This is a genomic window from Sphingobium sp. HWE2-09 (assembly GCF_035989265.1).
Classification (GTDB): Bacteria; Pseudomonadota; Alphaproteobacteria; order Sphingomonadales; family Sphingomonadaceae; genus Sphingobium.
This window is the reverse complement of the sequence record NZ_JAYKZX010000001.1, coordinates 784,356-805,940: the sequence shown is the minus strand read 5'-3', so window position 1 is coordinate 805,940 and position 21,585 is coordinate 784,356. Positions and strand designations below refer to the sequence as shown.

Here is a 21,585-nt window from a genome sequence, read left to right as displayed (position 1 = left end):
AAATATAACGATCGTTATTAAATGATCGAGGGACAAGCAGAGGATGCCGCACGTCAACGACCCGACCGACCGGACGGAGGGCGAACCGAGCTTGTTGCTGGGCATCGCCTTCGGCTTTCTGTCTTCGCTCGGTCCCTTCGCCATCGACCTGTATCTGCCTGCCATGCCGGGCATGGCGCGGGCGATGGCAGCAGACAGCGGCGCGGTGCAGCGCACGCTGTCCGCCTTCTTCCTGGGTCTGGCGCTGGCGCAGATACCGCTCGGCACATTGGGAGACCGGTTCGGGCGGCGGCGGCCGTTGATCGGCGGGCTAGCGCTGTTTTCGGTCGCCTCGATCGCCTGCGCCCTGGCGACCAGCCTGCCCATGTTGATCGCCTGCCGTTTCCTGCAGGGCATGGGGGCATGTGCGGGCACGGCCAGCGTGCGGGCGATGATCCGCGATCGGCATAGCGGCCATCGCGCCGCGCAGTTGATGGCCTTCACCTTCCTGATCATCGGTATTTCGCCGGTCCTGGCGCCATTGGCGGGCAGTTACCTGTTGCAGATCATGGCATGGCGTGGGCTGTTCGCGTTGCTGGCGGGCGGCGGTATCGTAGCGCTGGTCGCCGTCCTCATGCTTCTGCCGGAATCGCTGCCGCCCGAACGGCGGCTGCATAGAGTGCCGGTGCTGGAAAGCTATCGCCGCTTGCTGACCGCTCCGGCCTTTCTAGGTTGGACGATGGTGGCGGGACTGGCGACGACCATTCCCTTCGCCTTCGTCACCGCGGCCCCCTTTCTCTATACGCAGAGCTTTGGCCTCACCGCGCATCAATATAGCCTGTTGCTGGCGCTCAATGCCGTGACGTCGATCATCGCCACCCAGTTCGCGCCGTCCATGATGCGCCGCCTGGGTGCGCGGCGGCTGGTGTCTAGCGCGGCGACGATCGCGATCGCGGCGACGGCGCTGCTGGCGCTCGCAACTGTCGCACTCGCCGTCTCGATCGGCGCGTTCCAACTTTATGCTATGCTCCTTTTTGCGCTGGCGGGGCTGATCCTGACCCCGGCCGCCATTTCCGCGCTGGACGCCGCGGGCGGCGGAGCGGGCGCGGCGACTGGGCTGCTCGGCACGCTGCAACTGGCGATCACCGCGCTGGCGAGCGGCGCGGTGTCGCTGCTGCCGTCGATGACCGTGCTGCCGCTGGCAGCTTTGCTGGGTGGCAGCTTCACGCTGATGGCGGTGGTGATGCTGGCGCTGGGCGGGAGGCAGGCGGGTTGATGGTCCCGCGCTGCATCGCCAGGGTCTAGCTGTCCAGCGTCAGCCGCGCGGCGTGCCAGCGCAGATGATCGGCCATGAAGGTCGATATGGTATAATAGCTATGGTCGTAGCCCGGCTGAAGACGCAGCGTGAGCGGGATGCCGGCGGCCGTGCAGGCCTGTTCCAGCAGACGCGGCTTGAGTTGTTCGGCGAGGAAATTGTCGGCGTCACCTTGATCGACCAGCAGGTCGGCGACCCGCGCGCCATCCTCTATCAGCGCGACGGCGTCATGCTTGCGCCAGGCTGCGCGGTCGTCGCCCAGATAGCCGCCCAGCGCCTTATGTCCCCAGGGCACTTGCGAGGGCGCGACGATCGGCGCGAAGGCGGAGACGGCCTTGTAACGATCAGGGAAGGTCAGGCCGATGGTGAGTGCGCCATGGCCGCCCATGGAGTGGCCCATGATCGACTGGCGATCCATGTCGGCAGGGAAATGCGCGGCGAGGAGCGCAGGCAGTTCCTGCGTGACATAGGTCCACATCCGGTAATGCGGCGCGAAGGGGTGCTGCGTCGCATCGACATAGAAGCCCGCGCCCAGCCCGAAATCATAGGCGCCGTCGGGATCGTCCGCCACGCCCTCACCCCGCGGCGAGGTGTCGGGGGCGACGAAGATGAGGCCCAGTTCCGCGCAGAGGCGCCGATATTCACCCTTGTCCGTCACATTGGCGTGGGTGCAGGTGAGGCCGGACAGATACCAGACGACGGGAAGCGTCGCGCCCGCTTCATGTGGCGGCACATAGACCGAAAAGGTCATGTCCGTGCCCGTGGCCGTGGAGGCGTGTTTATAGACGCCCTGTACGCCACCGAAGGCGCGATTGGTGCTGACCGTCTCCATCAGTAGACCACGACCGAACGGATGGATTCGCCTGCGTGCATCAGGTCGAAGGCGGTGTTGATATCCTCCAGACCCATGACGTGAGTAATCATCGGGTCGATCTCGATCTTGCCGGTCATGTACATGTCCACAATCTTGGGCACGTCGGTGCGGCCCTTGGCCCCGCCGAACGCCGTGCCGCGCCAGTTGCGGCCGGTGACGAGTTGGAACGGGCGTGTCGTGATCTCCTTGCCAGCCTCGGCCACGCCGATGATGATCGACGTGCCCCAGCCACGATGGCAGGCTTCCAGCGCGGTGCGCATCACTTCGGTATTGCCGGTCGCGTCGAACGTATAGTCCGCGCCGCCGTCGGTCATCTCTACGATCTTGGCCACCGTGTCTTCGCGCGACAGGCCTTTGGAATTGAGGAAGTCGGTCATGCCGAACTTGCGGCCCCATTCTTCGCGGTCGGGATTAATGTCGACACCGATGATCTTGTTCGCGCCAGCCAAGCGCGCGCCTTGAATGACGTTGAGGCCGATACCGCCCAGCCCGAAGATGACGACATTGTCGCCCACCTGCACCTTGGCCGTGTTGATGACCGCGCCGACGCCCGTCGTCACGCCACAGCCGATATAGCAGCTGGACTGGAACGGCGCGTCCTCACGGATTTTGGCGACCGCGATGTCGGGCAGGACGGTGAAGTTGGAGAAAGTGGAGCAGCCCATATAATGGAAGATCGGCTGGCCCTTATAGCTGAACCGGGTCGTGCCATCGGGCATCAGCCCCTTGCCCTGCGTCGCGCGGATGGCGGTGCAGAGATTCGTCTTGCCCGAAAGGCAGCTTTTGCACTGGCGGCATTCCGGCGTGTAGAGCGGGATGACATGGTCGCCGGGCTTGACCGAGATGACGCCAGGGCCGACTTCGCGCACGATGCCTGCGCCTTCATGACCCAGGATCGAGGGGAAGATGCCTTCGCTGTCGAGGCCGTCGAGCGTATAGGCGTCGGTGTGACAGATGCCGGTCGCCATGATCTCGACCAGCACTTCGCCGGCCTTCGGCCCTTCCAGATCGACCTCTACGATCTCAAGCGGCTTTTTCGCTTCGAAGGCGACGGCGGCGCGGGTCTTCATGGCTATACTCCCGTATGTGATTGGTGCCGGACAGGTGGGATGGTGCAGGCAAAAGCATGCCGCGCCATCGGGGATCAGGTGGCGGGTTCGTCTTCGCCTTCGGGTCGGGTAAATTCAAGGAAGCGGCTGTTGCCATCCGCGTCCACGGCCTCCAGCGTGTCGACCAGCGTATCGAGATATTGGTTGAGCATATCGACCTCCCTGCTGGCGAGATCGGAGACGAGATAGGTCGCCACCTTGTCCGTCTGCGGGCGCATCAGGCCGTAGAGCCGTTGGCCTTCGTCGGTCAGGATCAGCGTCTTGCGCCGCTTGTTGCCCGGATCGCGCTCCACCATGATGCGGCCATGTTTCTGCAGCGCGGCGACGGCGCGCGATACGCTCATCGGATTGACCCCGGTCATTTCGGCCAGTTCGTGACTGGCCGTATGGGGGTTGCGACCGATCAGCATCAGCAGGCGAAATTCGTTGAGGCTGATCTTGTACCGATGCTCCAAATAGGTGGAGAAAGGCGCCATCAGCTTGTTCGCCAGACGCAGCACGCGATGGAGCGTATCGGCCGGGCTGGTTTCGGCAGCATGTGGCGCGGAGGGCTTACTGGGCGGGCTGCTGTTCGACATGGTTTTCCGATAGGGCATCTGGCAGCTTGCAAGTCAAGCTGCCCATGAGCGATCGTTCACCCCATTATTGCGCAACCCACGCTGGTGAAGCGGCCGTTTTCGACATGATAATGGATATATTGGCGCATCGATTGGACCTGCCCCTTGGCGATGGGAGCGAACTGGTCCAGCCCCCGCGCGGCCAGCGTGGCGGCGTCGAGATCCTGAATGCCTTCGACCCGGATGATCCCTTCCAGCGCGACGAGCGTGTCGCTGGCTGCGAAGCGTTCGATCGTTAGCGTTTCGATGACATGGGCGTGGAGGAAGGCGTAGAAACGCTTGAACGCAGCGCGCGAACCTAAATCCACGCCGAAGAAACGGATGGCCGCGCCGTCGGCGTAGAAATCATAGACGGTGTCGTAATCGCGATCGTTGAATGCCTGCGCATAGCGATCATAGTCGGCACGCTGCATCACCCTCTCCTCTTGTTCCCGGGCAGATTTTTACGATGCCCGCTTGCCCTTTTTATAACGATCGTTATCGTAAAGCCAAATGGCGGGATAATGCCAGCGAAAACGACAGGAGCGGATATGGGCTATACCCCGCAGGAACAGCGCAACCTGGACCTGGTGCAGGCGATGTTCGACCATGTGCTGATACCGATGGACGCGGATGCGGCGGACGGCTTCATCGCGCCGGACTATATTCAGCATAACCAGTGGGTCGATACCGGGCTGGCACCGCTGAAGGCGTTCCTGCGCAAGGTGCGCGGGGAAAATCCCGATGCGGTGCACGACATCAAGCGACGCTTTGCCGATGGCGACCATGTGATCGTCCATTATCATGTGCGGCGCTTCGATGGCGATCCGGGCTTTGCGGTGATGGATATCTTTCGCATCGCAGGCGGGATGATCGTCGAACATTGGGACGTGGTGCAGGACGTGCCCACCGATAGCCCCAATCCCCATTCGCCCTTTTGAGTCAGGAGACCATCATGCGGTTCAGGGACAAGGTCGTGCTGGTCGTCGGCGGCAATAGCGGCATCGGCCTGGCGAGCGCGCAGGCCTTTGCGGCGGAAGGCGCGCGCGTGCGGATCACCGGGCGCGATCAGGCGACCATCGACGCGGCGGTCGCGGGCATCGATGGCGCGAAAGGCTATCGCGCGGACATTGCCGATCTGGATGCGATGGACGCAGTGATCTCCGCGATCGGGGCAGCGGACGGGCGGATCGACACGCTGTTCGTCAATGCGGGCGTCGGGGGTTTTGCGCCGTTCCGCGATCTGACGCCCGACGATTGGGACCATGTCCATGGCGTGAACCTGCGCGGATGCGTGTTCGCGATCCAGAAGGCGCTGGCGCTGATGGGTCGGGGCGGATCGATCGTCGCGACGGGATCGATCGGGGGTCATGGGTTCGTGCCAGGCAACACCGCCTATGCCGCGGCCAAGGGCGGGCTGTATGCGGCGCTGAAGGTCATTGCGGGCGAACTGGTGCGCGAGGGCATTCGCGTCAACCTGGTCAGTCCCGGCCCGATCGAGACGCCGTTGCTGCATCGCAATCCGGGCATGAGCGAGGCGGATGTGGACGCAATGCGCAAGGCGATGATCGCCGCCGTACCGATGCAGCGCATGGGGCGTGCGGAAGAGGTCGCGCGCGCCGTGTTGTTCCTGGCGTCGGACGAGGCCAGCTTTATCACTGCTGCCAATCTCTTTGTCGATGGCGGAACGCTAGAGTTAGGGTGATTGGGGAGTTAGCATGATGGACATGTTTTCGACGCTGGACAATCCGCGGCTGGAATTCGCGATGGAAGTTCGGCTGCAGTTTCCGCGAGTGCAGACCATCGTCAACACGCCGATGGGCGGCAATCGCAGCGCCGTCTATGTCGATGGCGGGACGTTCGAAGGCCCGCGGATCAAAGGCAAGGCGGTGCCGGGATCGGGCGGCGACTATGCCTATTTCCGGCCGGACGATGTGGCGGTGTTCGACGCGCGTTATATGCTGGAGGAGGAGGATGGCACGCTGATCCTGCTCAACAATCGCGGTTTTCTGTGGGGGCGAAAGCCCGACACGATGGCGCGGCTGCGCGACTGGGCGTTCGGCGACGGCCAGCCGGTGGAGCAACAGGATTATTATCTGCGCGGCAATCCCAGTTTCGAATGCCCGGTGGGGAAGCATGACTGGCTGACCAAGCATGTGTTCATCGGCGTGGGGGAGCGGCGCGCGGATGGGAATGTGCTGCGATATTATGCGCTGACGTGAGGCATAAAGCACCGTGCTCCCGCGCAGGGGCGGGAGCACGGTGAGTTTCAAAGCGAGATCAGCGCGTCCAGGGCGATGGCGCCCTGTCCCTGCGGATAGACGATCACCGGGTTGAGATCGACCTCGCGGATGGCAGGCGTGGCGGCGACCATCTGGCCGAGGCGCTGGACCATGTCGGCGACCGCGCCAATGTCCATCGCGGGCGCGCCGCGGAAGCCGTCGAGCAACGGCGCCATGCGGAGTGTGCGTATTTCGGCGATGATGGCGTCGCGGGTCAGGTCTGGCGGGAGCAGGCAGACATCGTGCAGCAATTCCGCCGCGACGCCGCCAAAGCCCACCAATATGGTCGGTCCCCAATGCGGATCGTTGCGCGCACCGACGATCAGTTCGACGCCCTTGGCCGCCATCCCCTCTACCAACACGCCGTCCAGCGACAGGTCGGGGCGCGACGCGGCGAGGTTGGCCATTAGCCGATCCCAGCCCGCCGCCACGGCGGCGGCATCGGCCAGGTTGATGATGACGCCGCCCGCATCGCTCTTGTGCGGCAGTTCGGGCGATTGCGCTTTGAGGACGACGGGATAGCCGAGGCGATCTGCGGCGGCGACGGCGTCTTCGGCCGATTGGGCCAGTTCGAAGGCGGGGAAGGCGATGCCCTGCGCGCCCATGATTGCCTTCGACCGATATTCGGGAATGCTGCTGCCCGACTGGCTGAGGTCGGCGACCGGATCGGCGTCGAGCGGCGCGATGTCTTCGGCGCGCTTGCTATGGTTGGTGATGCGGGCCAGCGCCCGAAGCGCGCGTTCGGCGGTGGGCAGGTAGGTGACGCCCGCCGCGCGCAAGGCGGCCAGATCGTCCGCGAAGACGCCGCCGCCTTCATCCACGCCGCCGACGATGATCGGCTTCGTCGGTTGCAAGGTGCGCAATGCGTCCAGCACCGCCTTGAACTTGACGTGGGACGTGCCGGTGTCGGTCTGGATGAGGGTAAGGACGATGGTCGCGATGCGCGGGTCTTCCACCAATGCGGCAAGCGTGCGACCATAGAGGCCGGGATCGACCAGCCCCTGGGCGGTGATGTCCATCGGATTGGTGACGGGCACGAAGTCGGGTAGCGCCGCGCGCAGGGACGGGCTGTCGGCGTCGGTGAGCATGGGCAGGTCTAGGGCGACGCTTTCGGCAAGGTCGAGCATCATCGCCTTGAACGCGCCGGATTCGGCGATGACGCCGGTGCCGCCTGCGCCCACACCTTGCGACCGGGCGAGGATTTCGACGACGTCGCCCAGTTCCTCCAGTGAGTCGACCAGGGTGACGCCGGCGCGCTGGACGTGAACGGCCATGACCGCATGGTCGCCCGCCATCGCGCCGGTGTGGGTGGCCGCGCTGGCCGCGCCCGCCGCGCTGCGGCCGGGGTGGAGCAGGACGACGGCCTTGCCCGCGGCCTTTGCGGCGCGCGCGGCTTTGAGGAAGCGGGCGGGGTCGCGGACATGCTCGGCAATAAGGGCGATGACGGCGGTGTCGGGCTGATCGACCAGATGGGCGAGATAATCCTCGATCCCGCTGGCGGCTTCATTGCCGGTAGAGATGTAGCAGCTGAGCGGCACGTCGCGATGGATCATGGTCGTCGCCAGCACGGCGGCCATCGCGCCTGATTGCGAGACGATGCCGACGCGGCGGTCGCCCTGCGCGCGGGCTTCGGGCATTTCAATGAAGGTCAGCGAGACATTGTCGCGGAAATTGACGAGGCCCAGGCAATTTGGCCCTTCCACCACCATGCCGCTTTCGCGGGCGATGCGGCCGATTTCCTGCTGGTCGGCCAGACCCTGCGGCCCATCCTCCGCAAAGCCCGCGGAGAAGATGACGGCCGCGCCGACACCGCGCCGGGCGAGGCCGCGCATCGCGTCCAGCACGCCCGCGCGGGGGATAGCGAGAACAGCGACATGGACAGCTGTGGGGAGATCATCTACCGAGGCGATGCAGGGGCGCCCGCCGATCTCCGTGCGCTTGGGATTCACCAGATGGATGTCGCCATCGAAGCCCTGCCGGATCAGGTTCGCCAGCACCGAGGCGCCCAGCGCGCCGGGCTTGTCGGAGGCGCCGACGATCGCGACCGAGCGGGGGCGCAGCAGGCAGTCAAGCGAAGGGGTACGCGCGCCATTGGTTTCGGGTCCATCCAGGCAAACAGCTTCGGTCACGCGCATCTCTCCATCGCAGCGGCGCTGTCCCGTCGAATCGGCCGCTTGTTCGCGTCAATTGTGCGCCTATGATACAGTTTGTGCAAGCCCGCGTCGTTCAGTCCTCGTCATCCGCGACTGGTGAGGCCGGGCCTAGGCGATCGAGCAGGGTGCACAGGGTTGCGATCTCATCGGCGCTTAAGCCTTCCGTCATGCGGGCATCGGACTGTCGTACCATGGCGAACATCTTTTCCAGCCGACGCGCGCCTTCGGGCAACAGCATCAGGGCGTTGGTGCGTAGGTCGCGCCCCGGTTGCCGTTCGACCAGCCCCTTGTCCGCCAGCAGGTTCACCAGTTTCATCGCACTGGAGCGGTTGATGCTGAGCGCCCGGCCGAGCGTCGTCTGGTCGCAGCCGGGATTGTCGCGGATGAGCGCCAGCGCAGTCATCTTGGCTGGCGACAGTTCGAAGTCCGACAAAGCCGCCCGCGCATCGGTTTCCATCAGCAAATTGGCCTGCTGGACGCGATAGCCGACGAGCGATTGGAGATCGGCTCCCTGATTCATCCCACCACTCTTCATCCTGCGCGATATCCTCTTGTCAAAATTGTATCCCAGGCGCACATATACAGGATAGAGTGCCCCGCTCCGGAAAGCGATAGCCAAGTGTCCGTCCGGATCGGAGTACGATAACCATAATGGAGAGCGACTCATGGATCATCAATATCGGATGCTGATCGACGGCGACCTGGTGCAGGGCGTCAGCACGTTCGACGTGGTGAACCCGGCCACGGCGCAGGCCTTCGCCGCCTGCCCCAAGGCCGACGAAGCGCTGGCCGAACGGGCGATTGCAGCCGCCAAGCGCGCGCAGCCCGGCTGGGCCGCGACGCCGGTGGAGGAGCGCGCCGCGCTGGTGGGCCAGCTGGCCGATGCGCTGGAGGCGCGGATCGGCGAGTTCGCCAGCCTGCTGACGCGCGAGCAGGGCAAGCCGCTGGACCAGGCGGGCTATGAGATTATGGGCAGCGTCTTCACCCTGCGCGCCTTTGCCGCGATGCGGGTGGAGCCGAAGGTTCTGAAGGACGAAGGCGGCAACAAGGTGATCGAACATCGCACGCCGTTGGGCGTCGTCGCGTCGATCACGCCATGGAATTTTCCGCTGATCCTGCTGATGAACAAACTGGGTCCGGCATTGATGACCGGCAACACGATGGTCGCCAAGCCTGCGCCGACGACGCCGCTGACCACCTTGCTGTTCGGCGAACTGGCGCAAGAGATCCTGCCTGCGGGCGTGCTCAACATCCTGTGCGACCAGAATGAACTGGGGCCGTTGCTGACCGGCCATGCCGATATCGCTAAGGTCGCTTTCACCGGATCGACCGCGACCGGCAAGAAGGTGATGGCGTCGTCCGCAGGAACGGTGAAGCGCGTGACGCTGGAACTGGGTGGCAATGACGCGGCGATCGTGATGGACGATGTCGATGCGCGGCAGGTGGCGCAGAAAGTCTATCAGGGCGCGATGACCAATGCCGGGCAGATTTGCGTCGCGGTGAAGCGCGCTTATGTGCCCGCGCCCATGTATGACGAATTCTGCGATGAGCTGGCCCGGCTCGCCAAGGAGGCGATCGTCGATGACGGATCCAAGCAGGGGACGACGATCGGCCCGGTGCAGAACAAGATGCAGTTCGACAAGGTCAATGCGCTGATCGCCGACGCGCGGGAACGCGGCACGATATTGTCGGGCGGCGAAGCAATGAACCGGCCGGGCTATTTCATCGCCCCGACGATCGTGCGCGACCTGGACGACGATGCGCCACTGGTGCGCGAGGAGCAGTTCGGCCCGGTGCTGCCGGTGCTGAAATATGACGATATCGCCGATGTCATCGCCCGCGCCAACGATAGCGATTATGGCTTGGCAGGGACGGTATGGGGCAAGGATGTCGCCCGCGCGACGCAGGTGGCGATGCAGATCGACACCGGTACGGTATGGGTGAACCAGCATCTGGCGATCGATGCGAATATCCCGTTCCGGGGCGTGAAACAGTCGGGATTGGGCGCGGAACTGGGCGAGGCAGGACTGCTGGAATATACCCAGGCGCATATCGTCAACATCGTGGCGCTGGAAGACGCCTGACCGTCTTTCCTTTGTGACATGAGCAAGGGCCGACGACGCGAAATGCGTCTTCGGCCCTTCTTCTTTGATATTTTCCACTCCATCATTTGCCATATTCGGAACAATCGCTCGTGTAGCCATCCTAGCCTCGATGCCAGGGGACAACCCCTGATCGAGGAGTTCGCATATGGCCTTATCCCGCCTCGCCACCGCCGCCATCGGCGCCGTCACCCTCGCCACCATGGCCGTTCCCGCCAGCGCCCATGGCATCTGGTTCGCACAGCGCGCGCGGCAACTGGCGCTGATCTATGGCGTGGGTGCCGACGATCTGGATGCGGTCAAGCGCCTGCCGCTGGTCAAGGCGGTCACCGGTTATGACAGCGACTGGGCGCCGGTCGCCACCCGCCTTCGCGAAGCCGGCGCGATCCCGGTAGTGGACAGCGACGAGCCGGTCGCCGCAGTCGCGGCGATCATGGACTACGGCTATTGGAGCAAGACGCCTGATGGCGAGTGGCACAATAAGGGGCGCGACGAAGTGCCCAACGCGACGCTGGCCGAACATAATTTCAAATATGCCGTCCATCTGAACCAGGTGCCGACCAAGCCGGTGCCGCTGTTCGAGGGGCATATGTTGCAGTTGGTTCCCGCCGACCTTGCCATCCCCCAGACGATGGGCGCGCCGATGAAGGTGCGGGTCTATTATAAGGGCAAGCCAGTCGCGGGCGCGATCGTGATGCAGGATTATGTCAACGATCCCGACGAGGCCGCGCCAGCCAAGACCGGCGCGGATGGCACCGCCACCGTCAAGCTGCGCAACCAGGGCATCAACGTGCTGATGGCCATATATGTCGCGCCGACCAGCGACAAGAAGGTGGACCATGAGGAGTATCGTGCGTCGCTGTCCTTCGTCCTGCCGCATGCGCCGGAATGACAGTCACATCATCATCAGGAGAATAGCCATGAAGACCGATCTTTTCCGCGCCGGCATCACCGCAATCGCCCTGATCGCCGCGCCTGCCATGCTGCACGCCCATGGCAGCATGAAGCCGCAGCATGGCGGCCTGGTCCAGATGACCGGCGAGACGATGTTCGAACTGGTCGCCGGTCCGAAGGGCGTCGATGTTTACCTGAGCGAAGAGGATGAGCCGCTGGTCGCTACGAGCTTCACCGCCAAGCTGACCCAGACCGTCGCGGGCGCCAAGACCGAAGCGGCGCTGAAACCGGCAGGCGGCAACAAGCTGAGCGCGGCGGGCTTCAAGACCGTCAAGGGCGCGAAGCTGGTCGTTGCGCTGATCGACAAGAGCGGGGCCAAGAGCTTCGCCACCTTCCAGGCCAAATAAGGACACGCCATGCACAGTGCGATCCGCCCACCGCTTCTTTCCAAAACCATGCGGCGGGTTGCGCTGCTGCTTGGAGGCCTTGCCCTAGCGTTTCTGAGTTCAACGCTCTGGGCGCATGGCGTCAATGAGAATGACAAGGCCTTCATCGAAGGCGCGTCGGGGATCAATATCATCCCCTATATGTATCTGGGGGCCAAACATATGGTCACCGGATATGATCATCTGCTGTTCCTGGCGGGGGTCATCTTTTTCCTTTATCGGCTCAAGGATGTCGGCGCCTATGTGACGCTATTCGCGATCGGGCACAGCACCACGCTGCTACTGGGCGTGCTGCTCGATATCCGCGCCAATCCCTTCCTGATCGACGCGATCATCGGCCTGTCCGTGGTTTACAAGGCAATCGACAATCTGGACGGGTTTAAGACCTGGTTCGGCGTGTCGCCTAATCCCAAAGCAGCCGTCCTGATCTTCGGTTTCTTCCATGGTTTTGGCCTAGCGACCAAGTTGCAGGAGTTGACACTCGCAAAAGACGGGATGATATATAATCTCATTAGTTTCAACATCGGGGTCGAATTGGGCCAATTCATGGCGCTGGCGCTCATCCTGTTGCTGATGAACTTGTGGCGTATGTCGTCCAGTTTCAACCGCAGCGCGATCGTCGCCAACGCCGCGCTGATGACCGCCGGCTTCGTTCTCATCGGCTATCAAATAGCCGGTTACTTCACATCCAAGGGGATTTGACATGACCGTACAGAACGCATCCGCCCTGCCCGTCCGCATAAGCCCCGCGCCCGCCACGCTCGCCAAGGCGATCGGCGGCGCGGCGCTGGCGGCGATCGCCATCGTCACCCTGTTCGTGCTGCCGGCCGAATATGGCATCGATCCGACCGGCGTCGGCACGGCGATCGGATTGAACGGCATGGTGGCGGGCGAAGCCGAAGAGGCCACGCCTGCGCCGGAAGCCGCCGCCGCGCCAAGCGACATCGCGATCCCGACCAAGGCGAGCATCGCCAAGTCGGCGGCCTGGCGGCAGGATGAGATGACCGTCACGCTGGCACCGCATAGCGGCCAGGAAGTCAAGGCGCATATGGTCAAGGGCGACAGTTTCATCTTCAAATGGGCGTCGACCGGCGGCCCGGTGAAGGCCGAAATGCATGGTGAGAAGACCGGCGCGACCGACGGGTCGTTCACCGATTACTGGAAGGAACTGGAACTGACCGGCGGCCGGGGCGACTTCACCGCGCCGTTCGACGGCACTCATGGCTGGTATTTCCGCAACAAGGGCGACACGCCCGTCACCGTGACCGTCAAGACGGTCGGTTTCTATAAGGATCTCTTCCTGCCCAAGGGCGCGTGAAGAGCAGGGTAAAGGGACGAGACGACATGAACAGTATCGCGGGGCAGCCGCCCCTGACATCCGGTTTCAGCCCCGCGGCGACAGGGCCGGTTGCGGCGGGTGCCGCGGAAAAGATCGGGGCGCGCACCCGCCTGATCGCGATCGATGCGCTGCGCGGGTTGGTCATGCTGTTCATGCTGGTCGATCATGTGCGCGAGACGTGGTTTCTGCATTTGCAGGTGACCGACCCGGTCGATGCCAGCACGACCGATCCGGGGCTGTTCTTCACGCGTTTCCTGTCAACCTTCTGCGCGCCGACCTTCGTTGCGCTGACTGGTCTGTCGGCGTGGCTCTACGGCCAGTCGCACAGCAAGGGGCAGGTGTCCGAATTTCTGCTGAAGCGCGGGCTGTTCCTGATTGTCCTGGAATTTACCGTGGTCGGCTATGCCTGGCCGACGCAGGCGCCCGCCTTTCCGCCGACGGCGATCTGGTTGCAGGTGATCTGGGCGATCGGCATCAGCATGGTCGCACTGGCGGCGTTGCTGCACCTGCCGCGTGCGGCGCAGTTTGGCGTGGGCCTGGCGATCGTGTGTCTGCACAATCTGCTCGATCCGATCCGGCTGACCGCGCAGTCGCCCTTCTTCATTCCCTGGGCCATCCTGCACCAGCGCGAGAAGTTCGAACTGGCCGGGATGGTGTTCAAGACGACCTATCCGATCCTGCCGTGGATCGGCGTGATCCTGCTTGGCTTTGCGTGCGGACCATGGTTTGCGCGCGGCAGCGATCCCGCGCCGCGCATTCGGCGGCTGGCGATGCTGGGGCTTGGTTTGATCGTCGGTTTCGTGCTGATCCGTTATTGCAATGTCTATGGCGACAAGCCGTGGTTCGTCGGGGAAACGCCGCTGCGCACCGTGATGAGCTTTCTGGCGCTGACCAAATATCCGCCGTCGCTGCTGTTCCTGATGCCCACGATCGGCACCGGCTGCCTGTTGCTGGCATTGTTCGAGCGGTTCGAGAGCAGCAAGGCGATGCCGCATCTGGCGATGTTGGGCGGCGCGCCGATGTTCTATTATGTACTGCATCTCTATGTGCTCAAACTGATCTACAATGTCGCACTGGTGCTGTACGGGCCGACCAAGGGCACGGTGTTCGGCGTCGATCATCTGCGCTGGGTGTGGATATGGGTCTTCATCCTGATCCCCGTGCTCTACTTCCCCACCCGCTGGTTCGCGCAGCTGAAACAGCGCCGCAAGGACATATGGTGGCTCAAATATCTGTGATCCCGCGCCGACGGGTCGCACGGCCGCCTTTCCAACCGGGAAGGCGGCCATTTCCCGGCATTTCCGGGGCAGTTTCCTACCCGTAACGACCATATCTGCCGCGCAGCATTTTCATGCCGTAGCGTGGCGCGATTCACAATTTTGCGCCGTCCTATGTGCCAAGTTTGACGTAATATAACCGTAACTCAACCTAGCCTTGATCCCAAGAAGAGGTGATCGAACACCCCGAGGCCCGGCCCCCGACGACAGGACGCAATGTCCGCGCCGGGACAGAAGAACAGATCAGCCGGTCCCCGTTTCGCAGGACATTCGGGAACAGCGACTTCACAAGGGGATATCATCATGCGCACATCATCCGCTCTCCGACTGGCGCTGGTCGCCAGTACCGCCGCCATCACATTATCGTCCGCTGCACAGGCGCAGGCACCCGCCGCCGCAGTCGAAGATGACGCGATCGTCGTCACCGGCCTGAAGCGCCAATATTTCGGCGACACGCCGGTGAAGGAAATCCCGCAGGCGGTCCAGTTCCTGGAAGGCAAGCTGCTCAACGACCTCAACATCACCAGGCTCGACACCGCGCTGGAACTGGCGAGCGGCGTGTCGAAGCAGAATAATTTTGGCGGCCTGTGGGACAGTTTCGCCATTCGCGGCTTTGCGGGCGACGAGAATTTCCCGAGCGGTTTCCTGGTCAACGGCTTTAACGGCGGGCGTGGCTATGGCGGCCCGCGCGACGCATCGAACGTCGAGCGGATCGAAGTGCTGAAGGGACCGAACGGCGCGCTGTTCGGCCGGGGTGAACCGGGCGGCACGGTCAACATCGTGACGAAGAAGCCGACCTTCAAGGAAGGCGGCCATTTCGCCATCGCCGGTGGCAGCTTCGAAACCTATCGGGTCGAGGCGGACTATAATCTGCCACTGAGCGACAGCATCGCCATCCGCATCAACGGATCGTCCGAACAGGCCGACAGCTTCCGCGATACGATCGAGACACAGAAATATACCCTGACGCCGTCTGTTTTGCTGAAGCTGTCGGACAAGGACATTTTCACCTACGAACTGGAATATGTGAAGCAGGAGGTGCCGTTCGATCGCGGTGTGGTGGCGATCCCGACGGTTACGGCGAGCGGCACCACCTACAAGCTGGGCGCCATCCCCAATTCGCGTTTTCTGGGCAACCCCAATGACGGTCCGATCAAGATCGGCGTGCTGGGCCATCAGGCGCAGTATCAGCATGATTTCAACGACGATTGGACGTTGATGTTGGGCGCGGGCTATAAGGACACGACGTTCGAGGGCTATTCAAGCGATCCGGAACTGGCGCTGGGCCGCCAGCGTCTGGATAATGACGGACGGACATTGTCGCGCCAGCGCCGTTACCGCGACTATAGCACCACCCATTTGGTGTTCCGCGGCGAAATCAGCGGCAAGGTGAATACCGGATCGATCGTCCACAATATTCGCATCGGCGGCGATTGGGACCGGTTCAAGATAGATACGTTCCAGACCCGGTATCGCCCAACCGCCGCTGACCAGTCCTATTCGATCGACATCTTCAACCCCAATTATAACATCGCAGCGCCCACGCCGACGACCGTTATCCAAAATTCTACTGAGATCCAGAAGGCTTGGGGGATCTACGCACAGGACCAGATCGAGATTACCGAACAGATCAAGGTTCGGTTCGGCGGTCGTTATGACGATTTCAGCCAGCATATCGACAACCGCCTGGGGACCACCAATCCGGCGTCCTACACCAAGTTCAGCCCGATGGCGGGTCTGGTGTTCGAACCGACGCAAAGCCTGTCCTTCTACGCCAGCTATGGCAAGGGGTTCCGGCCGAACAGCGGCGTCGATGTGAGCAACAATCCCTTCGCCCCGGAAATCAGCAAAAGCTATGAAGTCGGCGCGAAGTTCGTGACGGCCGATGGCCGCATCACCAGCACATTGTCGCTCTACAAGATGAAGAAGAGCAACGTCCTGACCGCCGATCTGCAGACCGGCCTGTCGGTGGCGGTGGGCGAGGCGAAGAGCCAGGGCGTGGAGTTCGACATAAACGCCAAGCTGCCCGCCGGGTTCGAAATCTTTGCGACCTATGCCTATACCGACGCTGGCTGGGCGGACGACTATGCGTCCGCCGGGGTGCTGAAGAACGATCCATTGCTGAACATTCCCAAGCATCAGGCCAATATCCTGTTGTTCAAGAATTTTGCGATCGGCGATCATGAAGCGATGCTGGGGGCGGGCGTGACTCATCTGAGCAAGCGCCTGGGCCAGACGGCGGCGGATTTCTATCTGCCCAGCTATACCATCGCCAAGATATTGGGGTCGTTCAACATTACCGAGCAGATCAAATTGTCGGCGGACGTGAACAACCTGTTCGACAAGAAATATTATGCCAGCTCCTATTCGGCGCTGTGGGTGCAGCCGGGCACGCCGCGGTCGTTCACGGTGCGGGCGAGCTTCAACTTCTGATCGACTGACTTCGGGGCCGCAAGGCTCCGATCGGCCGCCGACGTTCCTCCCTCCAAGCCTTGGGAACGTCGGCGGCCTTTTCTTTTCGAGTTTTTGATAAGGTCGATGGCATGACCCTGCTCTATACATCCGATGCCGCGCGTGGGCGCACATGGCGCGCGATCTTTGCGGAGGACGCGCCGGATATCGGTTTCGTCGATCCGGCGGAGCCATATGATCCGACCGCGATCCGCTATCTGGCCGCCTGGGCGCCATCGGCCGAATTGATCGCAAGCCTGCCCAATCTGGAAGTGCTGTTTTCGATCGGCGCGGGGATCGACCAGTTCGACATGGCGGCGCTGCCGCCGCATGTGCGGGTCGTGCGCATGATCGAACCGGGCATCGTAGCGGGCATGGTCGAATATGTGACCATGGCGGTGCTGGCGCTGCACCGGAACCTGATCGATTATCGGGAGGCGCAGCGCGAAGGGCGATGGGCGCCGATCACGCTGGTTCCGGCGGGCGAACGGCGGATCGGCGTGATGGGGCTGGGCAATCTGGGCCAGGCTGTGCTGGGTGCGCTGGCCCCGTTCGGGTTTCCCCTGTCGGGATGGAGCCGGTCGGCGCACAGCATCGATGGCGTGGATTGCCATGCGGGCGATGATGGGTTGCCCGCATTTCTGGCGGGATGCGATATCCTGATCTGCCTGTTGCCGCTGACCGATGCGACACGCGGCATTTTGTGCCGGGATTTGTTGTCGCAACTGCCGCATGGCGCAGGGTTGGTCAATGTCGGGCGGGGTCCGCATCTGGTGGAGCAGGATCTGCTGTCCTTACTGGACGAAGGGCATCTGTCGGGGGCGGTGTTGGACGTGACCGATCCCGAACCGCTGCCTGCGGATCATTCATTCTGGGCGCATCCCCGTATCTTGATCACGCCGCATGTCGCCAGCATGACCCGCGCGGACAGCGCGGCGCGCGCGTTGATCGCCAATATTCGCAATCATGAAACGGGTCGCGCCATGATCGGCGAGGTGGCGCGCGATCGTGGTTATTAAGGACGCGCTATTCCATGCCGTCCCCGCCCGGCAGGATCGCCTTTTCGCATCGATCATCGGCACGGATTATGGGCATGAGCGGTCGCGGCAGGCTATGCCGAATGCGTGGCGATAAAAGCCTATAATCTGCGCCCACCCCGTTAGAAATGGGGTTCATGTTCCGGTGCGGCCATGTCGTAATAGCCCTGTCACACGGCTTTCAAGCCACCTCAAGAAAACCTGCAAAGGACGTTCCGCCGATGCCCAATTTCCGGCCCAAATATATCAGTTTCGACTGTTATGGCACGTTGACCCGGTTCCGCATGACCGAAATGGCGACCGCTTTCATGGCCGATCGCATCGATGCGGAAAAGCTGCCTGCTTTTTGCAAGGACTGGAGCGCCTATCGCCTCGATCAGGTAATGGGGTCATGGGAACCCTATCAGGACATCATCCGCAACTCGCTGCGGCGGACGTGCGAGAAATGGGGCGTCGCCTATAATGAGGCCGATGCCGATGCGATCTATGCCGCCGTACCGACATGGGGGCCGCATGACGATGTGGCTGGCGGCCTTTCCCAGATTGGCGACAAGATCCCGCTCGTCATCCTGTCCAATGCGATGAACGACCAGATCCATCACAATGTCGCCATGCTGGGCGCGCCCTTCCATGCGGTCTATACCGCGCAGATGGCGCAGGCGTATAAGCCGCGGATGCAGGCGTTCGAATATATGTTCGACCAGCTGGGCGCGAACCCGGAAGACATGATGCATGTGTCGTCCAGCTTCCGCTACGACCAGAATACGGCGACAGACCTGCATTTTGGATGCCGGGTGTTCGTGGGGCGCGGGCATGAGCCGTCCAACGCCTTCTATCGCGACGTGGAAATCCCGCATATCGGTTGCCTGCCTGCGGTCGTCGGCCTGTAAGCCTGGCATGACCGCATCCCCCCTCTCCTACTGGCTGGCCAGCGCGCCGCCCTTCCTGGGCGGGGCGCAAGGCGGCGTCGAAGGCGTGGCCGATGTGGCGATCATCGGCGGCGGCTTTACCGGGCTATCGGCGGCGCTGGCGCTGGCGAAGCGGGGGGCAAGCGTCGTGCTGCTGGAGGCCGGACGTGTCGTGGGCGAAGCGTCAGGTCGCAACGGGGGGCAGTGCAACAATGGCACGTCCCATGATTATGGCGCGCTGTCCGCGCGGTTCGGCAGGGATGTCGCCAAGGCCTATTATCGCGCGCATTGCGATGCCGTCGATACGGTCGAGCGGCTGGCGCGTGAGGAAGGCATAGACTGCAATTTCAACCGGTGCGGCCGAGTGAAGCTGGCCGCCAAGCCCGCCCATTATGACAAGCTGGTGCGCGCGCATGATTTGCTGGCAGCGGAAGTCGACCAGAATGTGCGACTGGTGCCGCCCGAGCGTATCCGGGAGGAAGTGGGATCGGACGGCTTTTACGGCGCGCTGATCCAGACGACCAGCGCGCAGGTGCATCCCGGCCGGTTCGGCGTGGGACTGGCGGAAGCGGCAGTGCGGGCCGGAGCGCGCATATATGAGGGCGCGGCGGTCACCGATTTCCAGCGCGCGCCGCAAGGCTGGCGCATTACGTCCGCGCGCGGGACTGTGACGGCGAAGCAACTGCTAGTCGCCACCGGAGGCGCGCCTGCCGTCGGTCCTTTCGCGTTCTTCAGGCGGCGGATCGTGTCGGTAGGCAGCTTCATCATCGCGACGGAGCCGCTGGACGATGCGTTGATCGACCGGTTGTTGCCGGGGCGGCGCAATTATGTGACCAGCAAGAATATCGGCAATTATTTCCGCCTGACACCGGACAATCGTCTGATCTTCGGCGGGCGGGCGCGCTTTGCGATCAGCGATCCCCGGTCGGACGCCAAGAGCGGGCTGATCCTGGAAGAGGCGATGGGCGCGATGTTCCCGGCGCTAAAGGGCGTGGGCATCGACCATGTGTGGGGCGGCATGGTGGACCTGACCGCCGATCGCCTGCCGCGCGCGGGCGAGACTGACGGCCTCTATTATTCCATGGGCTATAGCGGCCATGGCGTGCAGATGGCGACCCATATGGGTCAGCAGATGGCCCGCGTGATGAGCGGCGAGCCGGACGCCAATCCGTGGGCAGGGCTGGATTGGCCGAGCGTACCGGGCCATTTCGGCAAGCCCTGGTTCCTGCCGCTGGTGGGCCTGTGGTACAAGTGGCAGGATGTCATCCATTGATGGACAGACATCCGCCCTTTTCCCGGCGTGACCTGATCGGTGCGGGGCTTGGCATCGGCGCCGGGCTGTTGTTGCCAGATGGCGCGATGGCGGCTGGCAAGCCGCGCCGTGGTGGTCGGATTCGCGTCGCCAGCCTGTCCAGTTCGACCGCCGATACGCTGGACCCGGCCAAGGGCGCGCTATCGACCGATTATATCCGCCATTATATGTTCTATAGCGGGCTGACGCAGCTGGATCGCAACCTGGCCCCCCGCCCGGCGCTGGCCGAACGGATGGAAAGTGCTAACCAGATCGACTGGCATGTGCGTCTCCGCAAGGGCGTGACGTTCCATGACGGCGCAGACCTGACCGCCGCCGATGTCGTCTGGTCGCTGCTGCGGCACAAGGATGTCGCAGTCGGGTCCAAGATGGCGCAGATCGCCGAACAGTTTGCGCAGGTGAAGGCGACCGGGCGGCATGAGCTGACGATCCGGCTGACCGGTCCCAATGCCGATTTGCCGACGATATTGGCGCAATCCCATTTCCTGATCCTGCGCGCGGGCACGCGCGATTTTCGGACCGCCAATGGCACCGGTCCTTATATCTGTGCGCAATTCCGGCCGGGGGTGCGGACGCTGGCGCGACGTAACCCCAATTTCTGGAAGCCGGGCAAACCCTATCTAGACGAGATCGAACTGATCGGGATTCCCGACGAGGTCAGTCGGGTCAATGCGCTGTTGTCGGGTGACGTGCAGCTGGTAATCGCGGTTAATCCGCGATCGACCAAGCGGATCATGGCGTCGCGCGGCCATGCGCTGCTGGAAACGCAATCGGGACTTTACACCAACCTGATCATGCAGCAGCGACAGTTGCCGACCGGCAATCCGCATTTCGTGGCGGCGATGAAATATCTGATCGACCGGCCGCTCATCAAGCGGGCGCTGTATCGCGGCTATGCGACGATCGCCAACGACCAGCCGATACCCCCTTTTCATCCCTATTATCGCGCCGACCTGCCGCAACGGTCGCTCGATCTGGACAAGGCGCGCTGGCATTTGCAGCGCGCCGGGCTGACGGGCGTGCGGTTGCCCGTCTATGCGTCGCCCGCCGCTGACGGATCGGTCGACATGGCGTCGATCTTGCAGGAATATGGATCGCGCGTGGGGTTGAAGCTGGCGGTCAACCGGGTGCCGGGCGATGGCTATTGGTCGACCCACTGGATGAAGCATCCGCTGGGTTTCGGCAACACCAACCCAAGGCCGACCGCCGACCTGCTGTTCAGCCTGTTCTACAAATCGGACGCCGCCTGGAACGAGAGCGGGTGGAAGAATACGCGCTTCGACCGGCTGCTGCTGGAAGCGCGGGGCGAGGCCGACCAGGGGCGGCGCAAGCAGCTTTATGGCGAGATGCAAGGGCTGGTGCACGACCATTGCGGGGTCGGCATCCCGGTCTTCATCAGCCTGATCGACGGCTATGACCGGCGGTTGAAGGGGCTGTACCCCGTCTCACTGGGCGGCCTGATGGGCTATCAATTCGCCGAACATGTGTGGTGGGAAGGCTGATGACGGGCG

At 63.0% G+C, this 21,585-nt stretch carries 21 protein-coding genes; 15 read left to right on the top strand and 6 right to left on the bottom strand.

All coding sequences use genetic code 11. The features are described 5' to 3' along the window. Nucleotides 1-43: 43 nt before the first annotated feature. Entirely contained in the window at nucleotides 44-1,255 is a 1,212-nt protein-coding gene (locus U5A89_RS03740; RefSeq protein ID WP_338159829.1) for a multidrug effflux MFS transporter, read from the top strand. Between the two features lie 25 nt (nucleotides 1,256-1,280). On the opposite strand, the gene fghA is transcribed toward U5A89_RS03740, so the two are convergent. The 4 genes from fghA to U5A89_RS03720 form a co-directional block, all read right to left on the bottom strand. Further along, complete coding sequence (gene fghA / locus U5A89_RS03735; protein WP_338159828.1) at nucleotides 1,281-2,126, bottom strand: S-formylglutathione hydrolase; 846 nt, start codon at nucleotides 2,124-2,126, stop codon at nucleotides 1,281-1,283. Then, on the bottom strand, nucleotides 2,126-3,238 hold the full coding sequence (locus tag U5A89_RS03730; RefSeq protein WP_338159827.1) for an S-(hydroxymethyl)glutathione dehydrogenase/class III alcohol dehydrogenase: 1,113 nt from the start codon (nucleotides 3,236-3,238) through the stop codon (nucleotides 2,126-2,128). Before U5A89_RS03730 ends, fghA begins: the two co-directional genes overlap by 1 nt. A 74-nt stretch (nucleotides 3,239-3,312) precedes the next feature. Further along, nucleotides 3,313-3,855, bottom strand: a complete 543-nt coding sequence (locus U5A89_RS03725; RefSeq protein ID WP_338159826.1) for a MarR family winged helix-turn-helix transcriptional regulator — start codon at nucleotides 3,853-3,855, stop codon at nucleotides 3,313-3,315. Between the two features lie 56 nt (nucleotides 3,856-3,911). Next, the gene (locus tag U5A89_RS03720) at nucleotides 3,912-4,307 is read right to left on the bottom strand and encodes a nuclear transport factor 2 family protein (RefSeq protein ID WP_338159825.1); all 396 of its coding nucleotides are present in this window, start codon (nucleotides 4,305-4,307) and stop codon (nucleotides 3,912-3,914) included. 117 nt (nucleotides 4,308-4,424) lie between these two features. On the opposite strand from U5A89_RS03720, the gene U5A89_RS03715 reads away from it, so the two are divergent. The 3 genes from U5A89_RS03715 to U5A89_RS03705 are packed head-to-tail and all read left to right on the top strand — an operon-like array spanning nucleotide 4,425 to nucleotide 6,095. Further along, on the top strand, nucleotides 4,425-4,814 hold the full coding sequence (locus U5A89_RS03715; protein WP_338159824.1) for a nuclear transport factor 2 family protein: 390 nt from the start codon (nucleotides 4,425-4,427) through the stop codon (nucleotides 4,812-4,814). A gap of 14 nt (nucleotides 4,815-4,828) precedes the next feature. Continuing rightward, nucleotides 4,829-5,578 carry an SDR family oxidoreductase gene (locus U5A89_RS03710; protein WP_338159823.1) on the top strand — a complete coding sequence of 250 codons (750 nt, stop codon included), beginning with the start codon at nucleotides 4,829-4,831 and terminating at the stop codon, nucleotides 5,576-5,578. Nucleotides 5,579-5,591: 13 nt separating this feature from the next. After that, nucleotides 5,592-6,095: a DUF3237 domain-containing protein gene (locus U5A89_RS03705; RefSeq protein ID WP_338159822.1), complete on the top strand. Its 504-nt coding sequence runs from the start codon at nucleotides 5,592-5,594 to the stop codon at nucleotides 6,093-6,095. A 47-nt stretch (nucleotides 6,096-6,142) separates the two neighbouring features. Here U5A89_RS03705 and U5A89_RS03700 read toward each other — a convergent pair whose 3' ends face one another. Together U5A89_RS03700 and U5A89_RS03695 are read right to left on the bottom strand one after the other, a co-directional pair. After that, nucleotides 6,143-8,284, bottom strand: a complete 2,142-nt coding sequence (locus tag U5A89_RS03700; protein WP_338159821.1) for an acetate--CoA ligase family protein — start codon at nucleotides 8,282-8,284, stop codon at nucleotides 6,143-6,145. Between the two features lie 97 nt (nucleotides 8,285-8,381). Next, entirely contained in the window at nucleotides 8,382-8,828 is a 447-nt protein-coding gene (locus U5A89_RS03695; RefSeq protein ID WP_338159820.1) for a MarR family winged helix-turn-helix transcriptional regulator, read from the bottom strand. Nucleotides 8,829-8,973: 145 nt separating this feature from the next. On the opposite strand from U5A89_RS03695, the gene U5A89_RS03690 reads away from it, so the two are divergent. The 11 genes from U5A89_RS03690 (at nucleotide 8,974) to U5A89_RS03640 (ending at nucleotide 21,576) form a co-directional block, all read left to right on the top strand. Further along, nucleotides 8,974-10,392 (top strand): aldehyde dehydrogenase family protein, encoded by a 1,419-nt coding sequence (locus tag U5A89_RS03690; protein WP_338159819.1) that lies wholly within the window; start codon nucleotides 8,974-8,976, stop codon nucleotides 10,390-10,392. 166 nt (nucleotides 10,393-10,558) lie between these two features. Further along, complete coding sequence (locus U5A89_RS03685; RefSeq protein ID WP_338159818.1) at nucleotides 10,559-11,302, top strand: DUF4198 domain-containing protein; 744 nt, start codon at nucleotides 10,559-10,561, stop codon at nucleotides 11,300-11,302. A gap of 28 nt (nucleotides 11,303-11,330) precedes the next feature. Further along, a complete protein-coding gene (locus tag U5A89_RS03680) occupies nucleotides 11,331-11,711 on the top strand; it encodes a hypothetical protein (RefSeq protein WP_338159817.1) in 381 nt (126 codons plus the stop codon). Nucleotides 11,712-11,720: 9 nt separating this feature from the next. Next, the gene (locus U5A89_RS03675) at nucleotides 11,721-12,452 is read left to right on the top strand and encodes a HupE/UreJ family protein (RefSeq protein WP_338159816.1); all 732 of its coding nucleotides are present in this window, start codon (nucleotides 11,721-11,723) and stop codon (nucleotides 12,450-12,452) included. Nucleotide 12,453: 1 nt separating this feature from the next. Further along, nucleotides 12,454-13,068 (top strand): hypothetical protein, encoded by a 615-nt coding sequence (locus tag U5A89_RS03670; RefSeq protein WP_338159815.1) that lies wholly within the window; start codon nucleotides 12,454-12,456, stop codon nucleotides 13,066-13,068. Nucleotides 13,069-13,094: 26 nt separating this feature from the next. Next, complete coding sequence (locus U5A89_RS03665) at nucleotides 13,095-14,327, top strand: acetyltransferase domain-containing protein (RefSeq protein ID WP_338159814.1); 1,233 nt, start codon at nucleotides 13,095-13,097, stop codon at nucleotides 14,325-14,327. A gap of 342 nt (nucleotides 14,328-14,669) precedes the next feature. Beyond that, nucleotides 14,670-16,799 (top strand): TonB-dependent siderophore receptor, encoded by a 2,130-nt coding sequence (locus U5A89_RS03660; protein WP_338159813.1) that lies wholly within the window; start codon nucleotides 14,670-14,672, stop codon nucleotides 16,797-16,799. A 110-nt stretch (nucleotides 16,800-16,909) separates the two neighbouring features. Then, nucleotides 16,910-17,836: a 2-hydroxyacid dehydrogenase gene (locus U5A89_RS03655; protein ID WP_338159812.1), complete on the top strand. Its 927-nt coding sequence runs from the start codon at nucleotides 16,910-16,912 to the stop codon at nucleotides 17,834-17,836. Between the two features lie 239 nt (nucleotides 17,837-18,075). Then, a complete protein-coding gene (locus U5A89_RS03650; protein ID WP_338159811.1) occupies nucleotides 18,076-18,744 on the top strand; it encodes a haloacid dehalogenase type II in 669 nt (222 codons plus the stop codon). Between the two features lie 7 nt (nucleotides 18,745-18,751). Continuing rightward, nucleotides 18,752-20,035: an NAD(P)/FAD-dependent oxidoreductase gene (locus U5A89_RS03645; protein WP_338159810.1), complete on the top strand. Its 1,284-nt coding sequence runs from the start codon at nucleotides 18,752-18,754 to the stop codon at nucleotides 20,033-20,035. Beyond that, nucleotides 20,035-21,576, top strand: a complete 1,542-nt coding sequence (locus tag U5A89_RS03640; RefSeq protein WP_338159809.1) for an ABC transporter substrate-binding protein — start codon at nucleotides 20,035-20,037, stop codon at nucleotides 21,574-21,576. Before U5A89_RS03645 ends, U5A89_RS03640 begins: the two co-directional genes overlap by 1 nt. Nucleotides 21,577-21,585: the final 9 nt, after the last annotated feature.

Bases quoted from the DNA above. Each gene is read 5' to 3' on its own strand.
- U5A89_RS03740 (WP_338159829.1), top strand. From the start codon at position 44: ATGCCGCACGTCAACGACCCGACCGACCGGACGGAGGGCGAACCGAGC.
- fghA (WP_338159828.1), bottom strand. From the start codon at position 2,126: ATGGAGACGGTCAGCACCAATCGCGCCTTCGGTGGCGTACAGGGCGTC.
- U5A89_RS03730 (WP_338159827.1), bottom strand. From the start codon at position 3,238: ATGAAGACCCGCGCCGCCGTCGCCTTCGAAGCGAAAAAGCCGCTTGAG.
- U5A89_RS03725 (WP_338159826.1), bottom strand. From the start codon at position 3,855: ATGTCGAACAGCAGCCCGCCCAGTAAGCCCTCCGCGCCACATGCTGCC.
- U5A89_RS03720 (WP_338159825.1), bottom strand. From the start codon at position 4,307: ATGCAGCGTGCCGACTATGATCGCTATGCGCAGGCATTCAACGATCGC.
- U5A89_RS03715 (WP_338159824.1), top strand. From the start codon at position 4,425: ATGGGCTATACCCCGCAGGAACAGCGCAACCTGGACCTGGTGCAGGCG.
- U5A89_RS03710 (WP_338159823.1), top strand. From the start codon at position 4,829: ATGCGGTTCAGGGACAAGGTCGTGCTGGTCGTCGGCGGCAATAGCGGC.
- U5A89_RS03705 (WP_338159822.1), top strand. From the start codon at position 5,592: ATGATGGACATGTTTTCGACGCTGGACAATCCGCGGCTGGAATTCGCG.
- U5A89_RS03695 (WP_338159820.1), bottom strand. From the start codon at position 8,828: ATGAATCAGGGAGCCGATCTCCAATCGCTCGTCGGCTATCGCGTCCAG.
- U5A89_RS03690 (WP_338159819.1), top strand. From the start codon at position 8,974: ATGGATCATCAATATCGGATGCTGATCGACGGCGACCTGGTGCAGGGC.
- U5A89_RS03685 (WP_338159818.1), top strand. From the start codon at position 10,559: ATGGCCTTATCCCGCCTCGCCACCGCCGCCATCGGCGCCGTCACCCTC.
- U5A89_RS03680 (WP_338159817.1), top strand. From the start codon at position 11,331: ATGAAGACCGATCTTTTCCGCGCCGGCATCACCGCAATCGCCCTGATC.
- U5A89_RS03675 (WP_338159816.1), top strand. From the start codon at position 11,721: ATGCACAGTGCGATCCGCCCACCGCTTCTTTCCAAAACCATGCGGCGG.
- U5A89_RS03670 (WP_338159815.1), top strand. From the start codon at position 12,454: ATGACCGTACAGAACGCATCCGCCCTGCCCGTCCGCATAAGCCCCGCG.
- U5A89_RS03665 (WP_338159814.1), top strand. From the start codon at position 13,095: ATGAACAGTATCGCGGGGCAGCCGCCCCTGACATCCGGTTTCAGCCCC.
- U5A89_RS03660 (WP_338159813.1), top strand. From the start codon at position 14,670: ATGCGCACATCATCCGCTCTCCGACTGGCGCTGGTCGCCAGTACCGCC.
- U5A89_RS03655 (WP_338159812.1), top strand. From the start codon at position 16,910: ATGACCCTGCTCTATACATCCGATGCCGCGCGTGGGCGCACATGGCGC.
- U5A89_RS03650 (WP_338159811.1), top strand. From the start codon at position 18,076: ATGCCCAATTTCCGGCCCAAATATATCAGTTTCGACTGTTATGGCACG.
- U5A89_RS03645 (WP_338159810.1), top strand. From the start codon at position 18,752: ATGACCGCATCCCCCCTCTCCTACTGGCTGGCCAGCGCGCCGCCCTTC.
- U5A89_RS03640 (WP_338159809.1), top strand. From the start codon at position 20,035: ATGGACAGACATCCGCCCTTTTCCCGGCGTGACCTGATCGGTGCGGGG.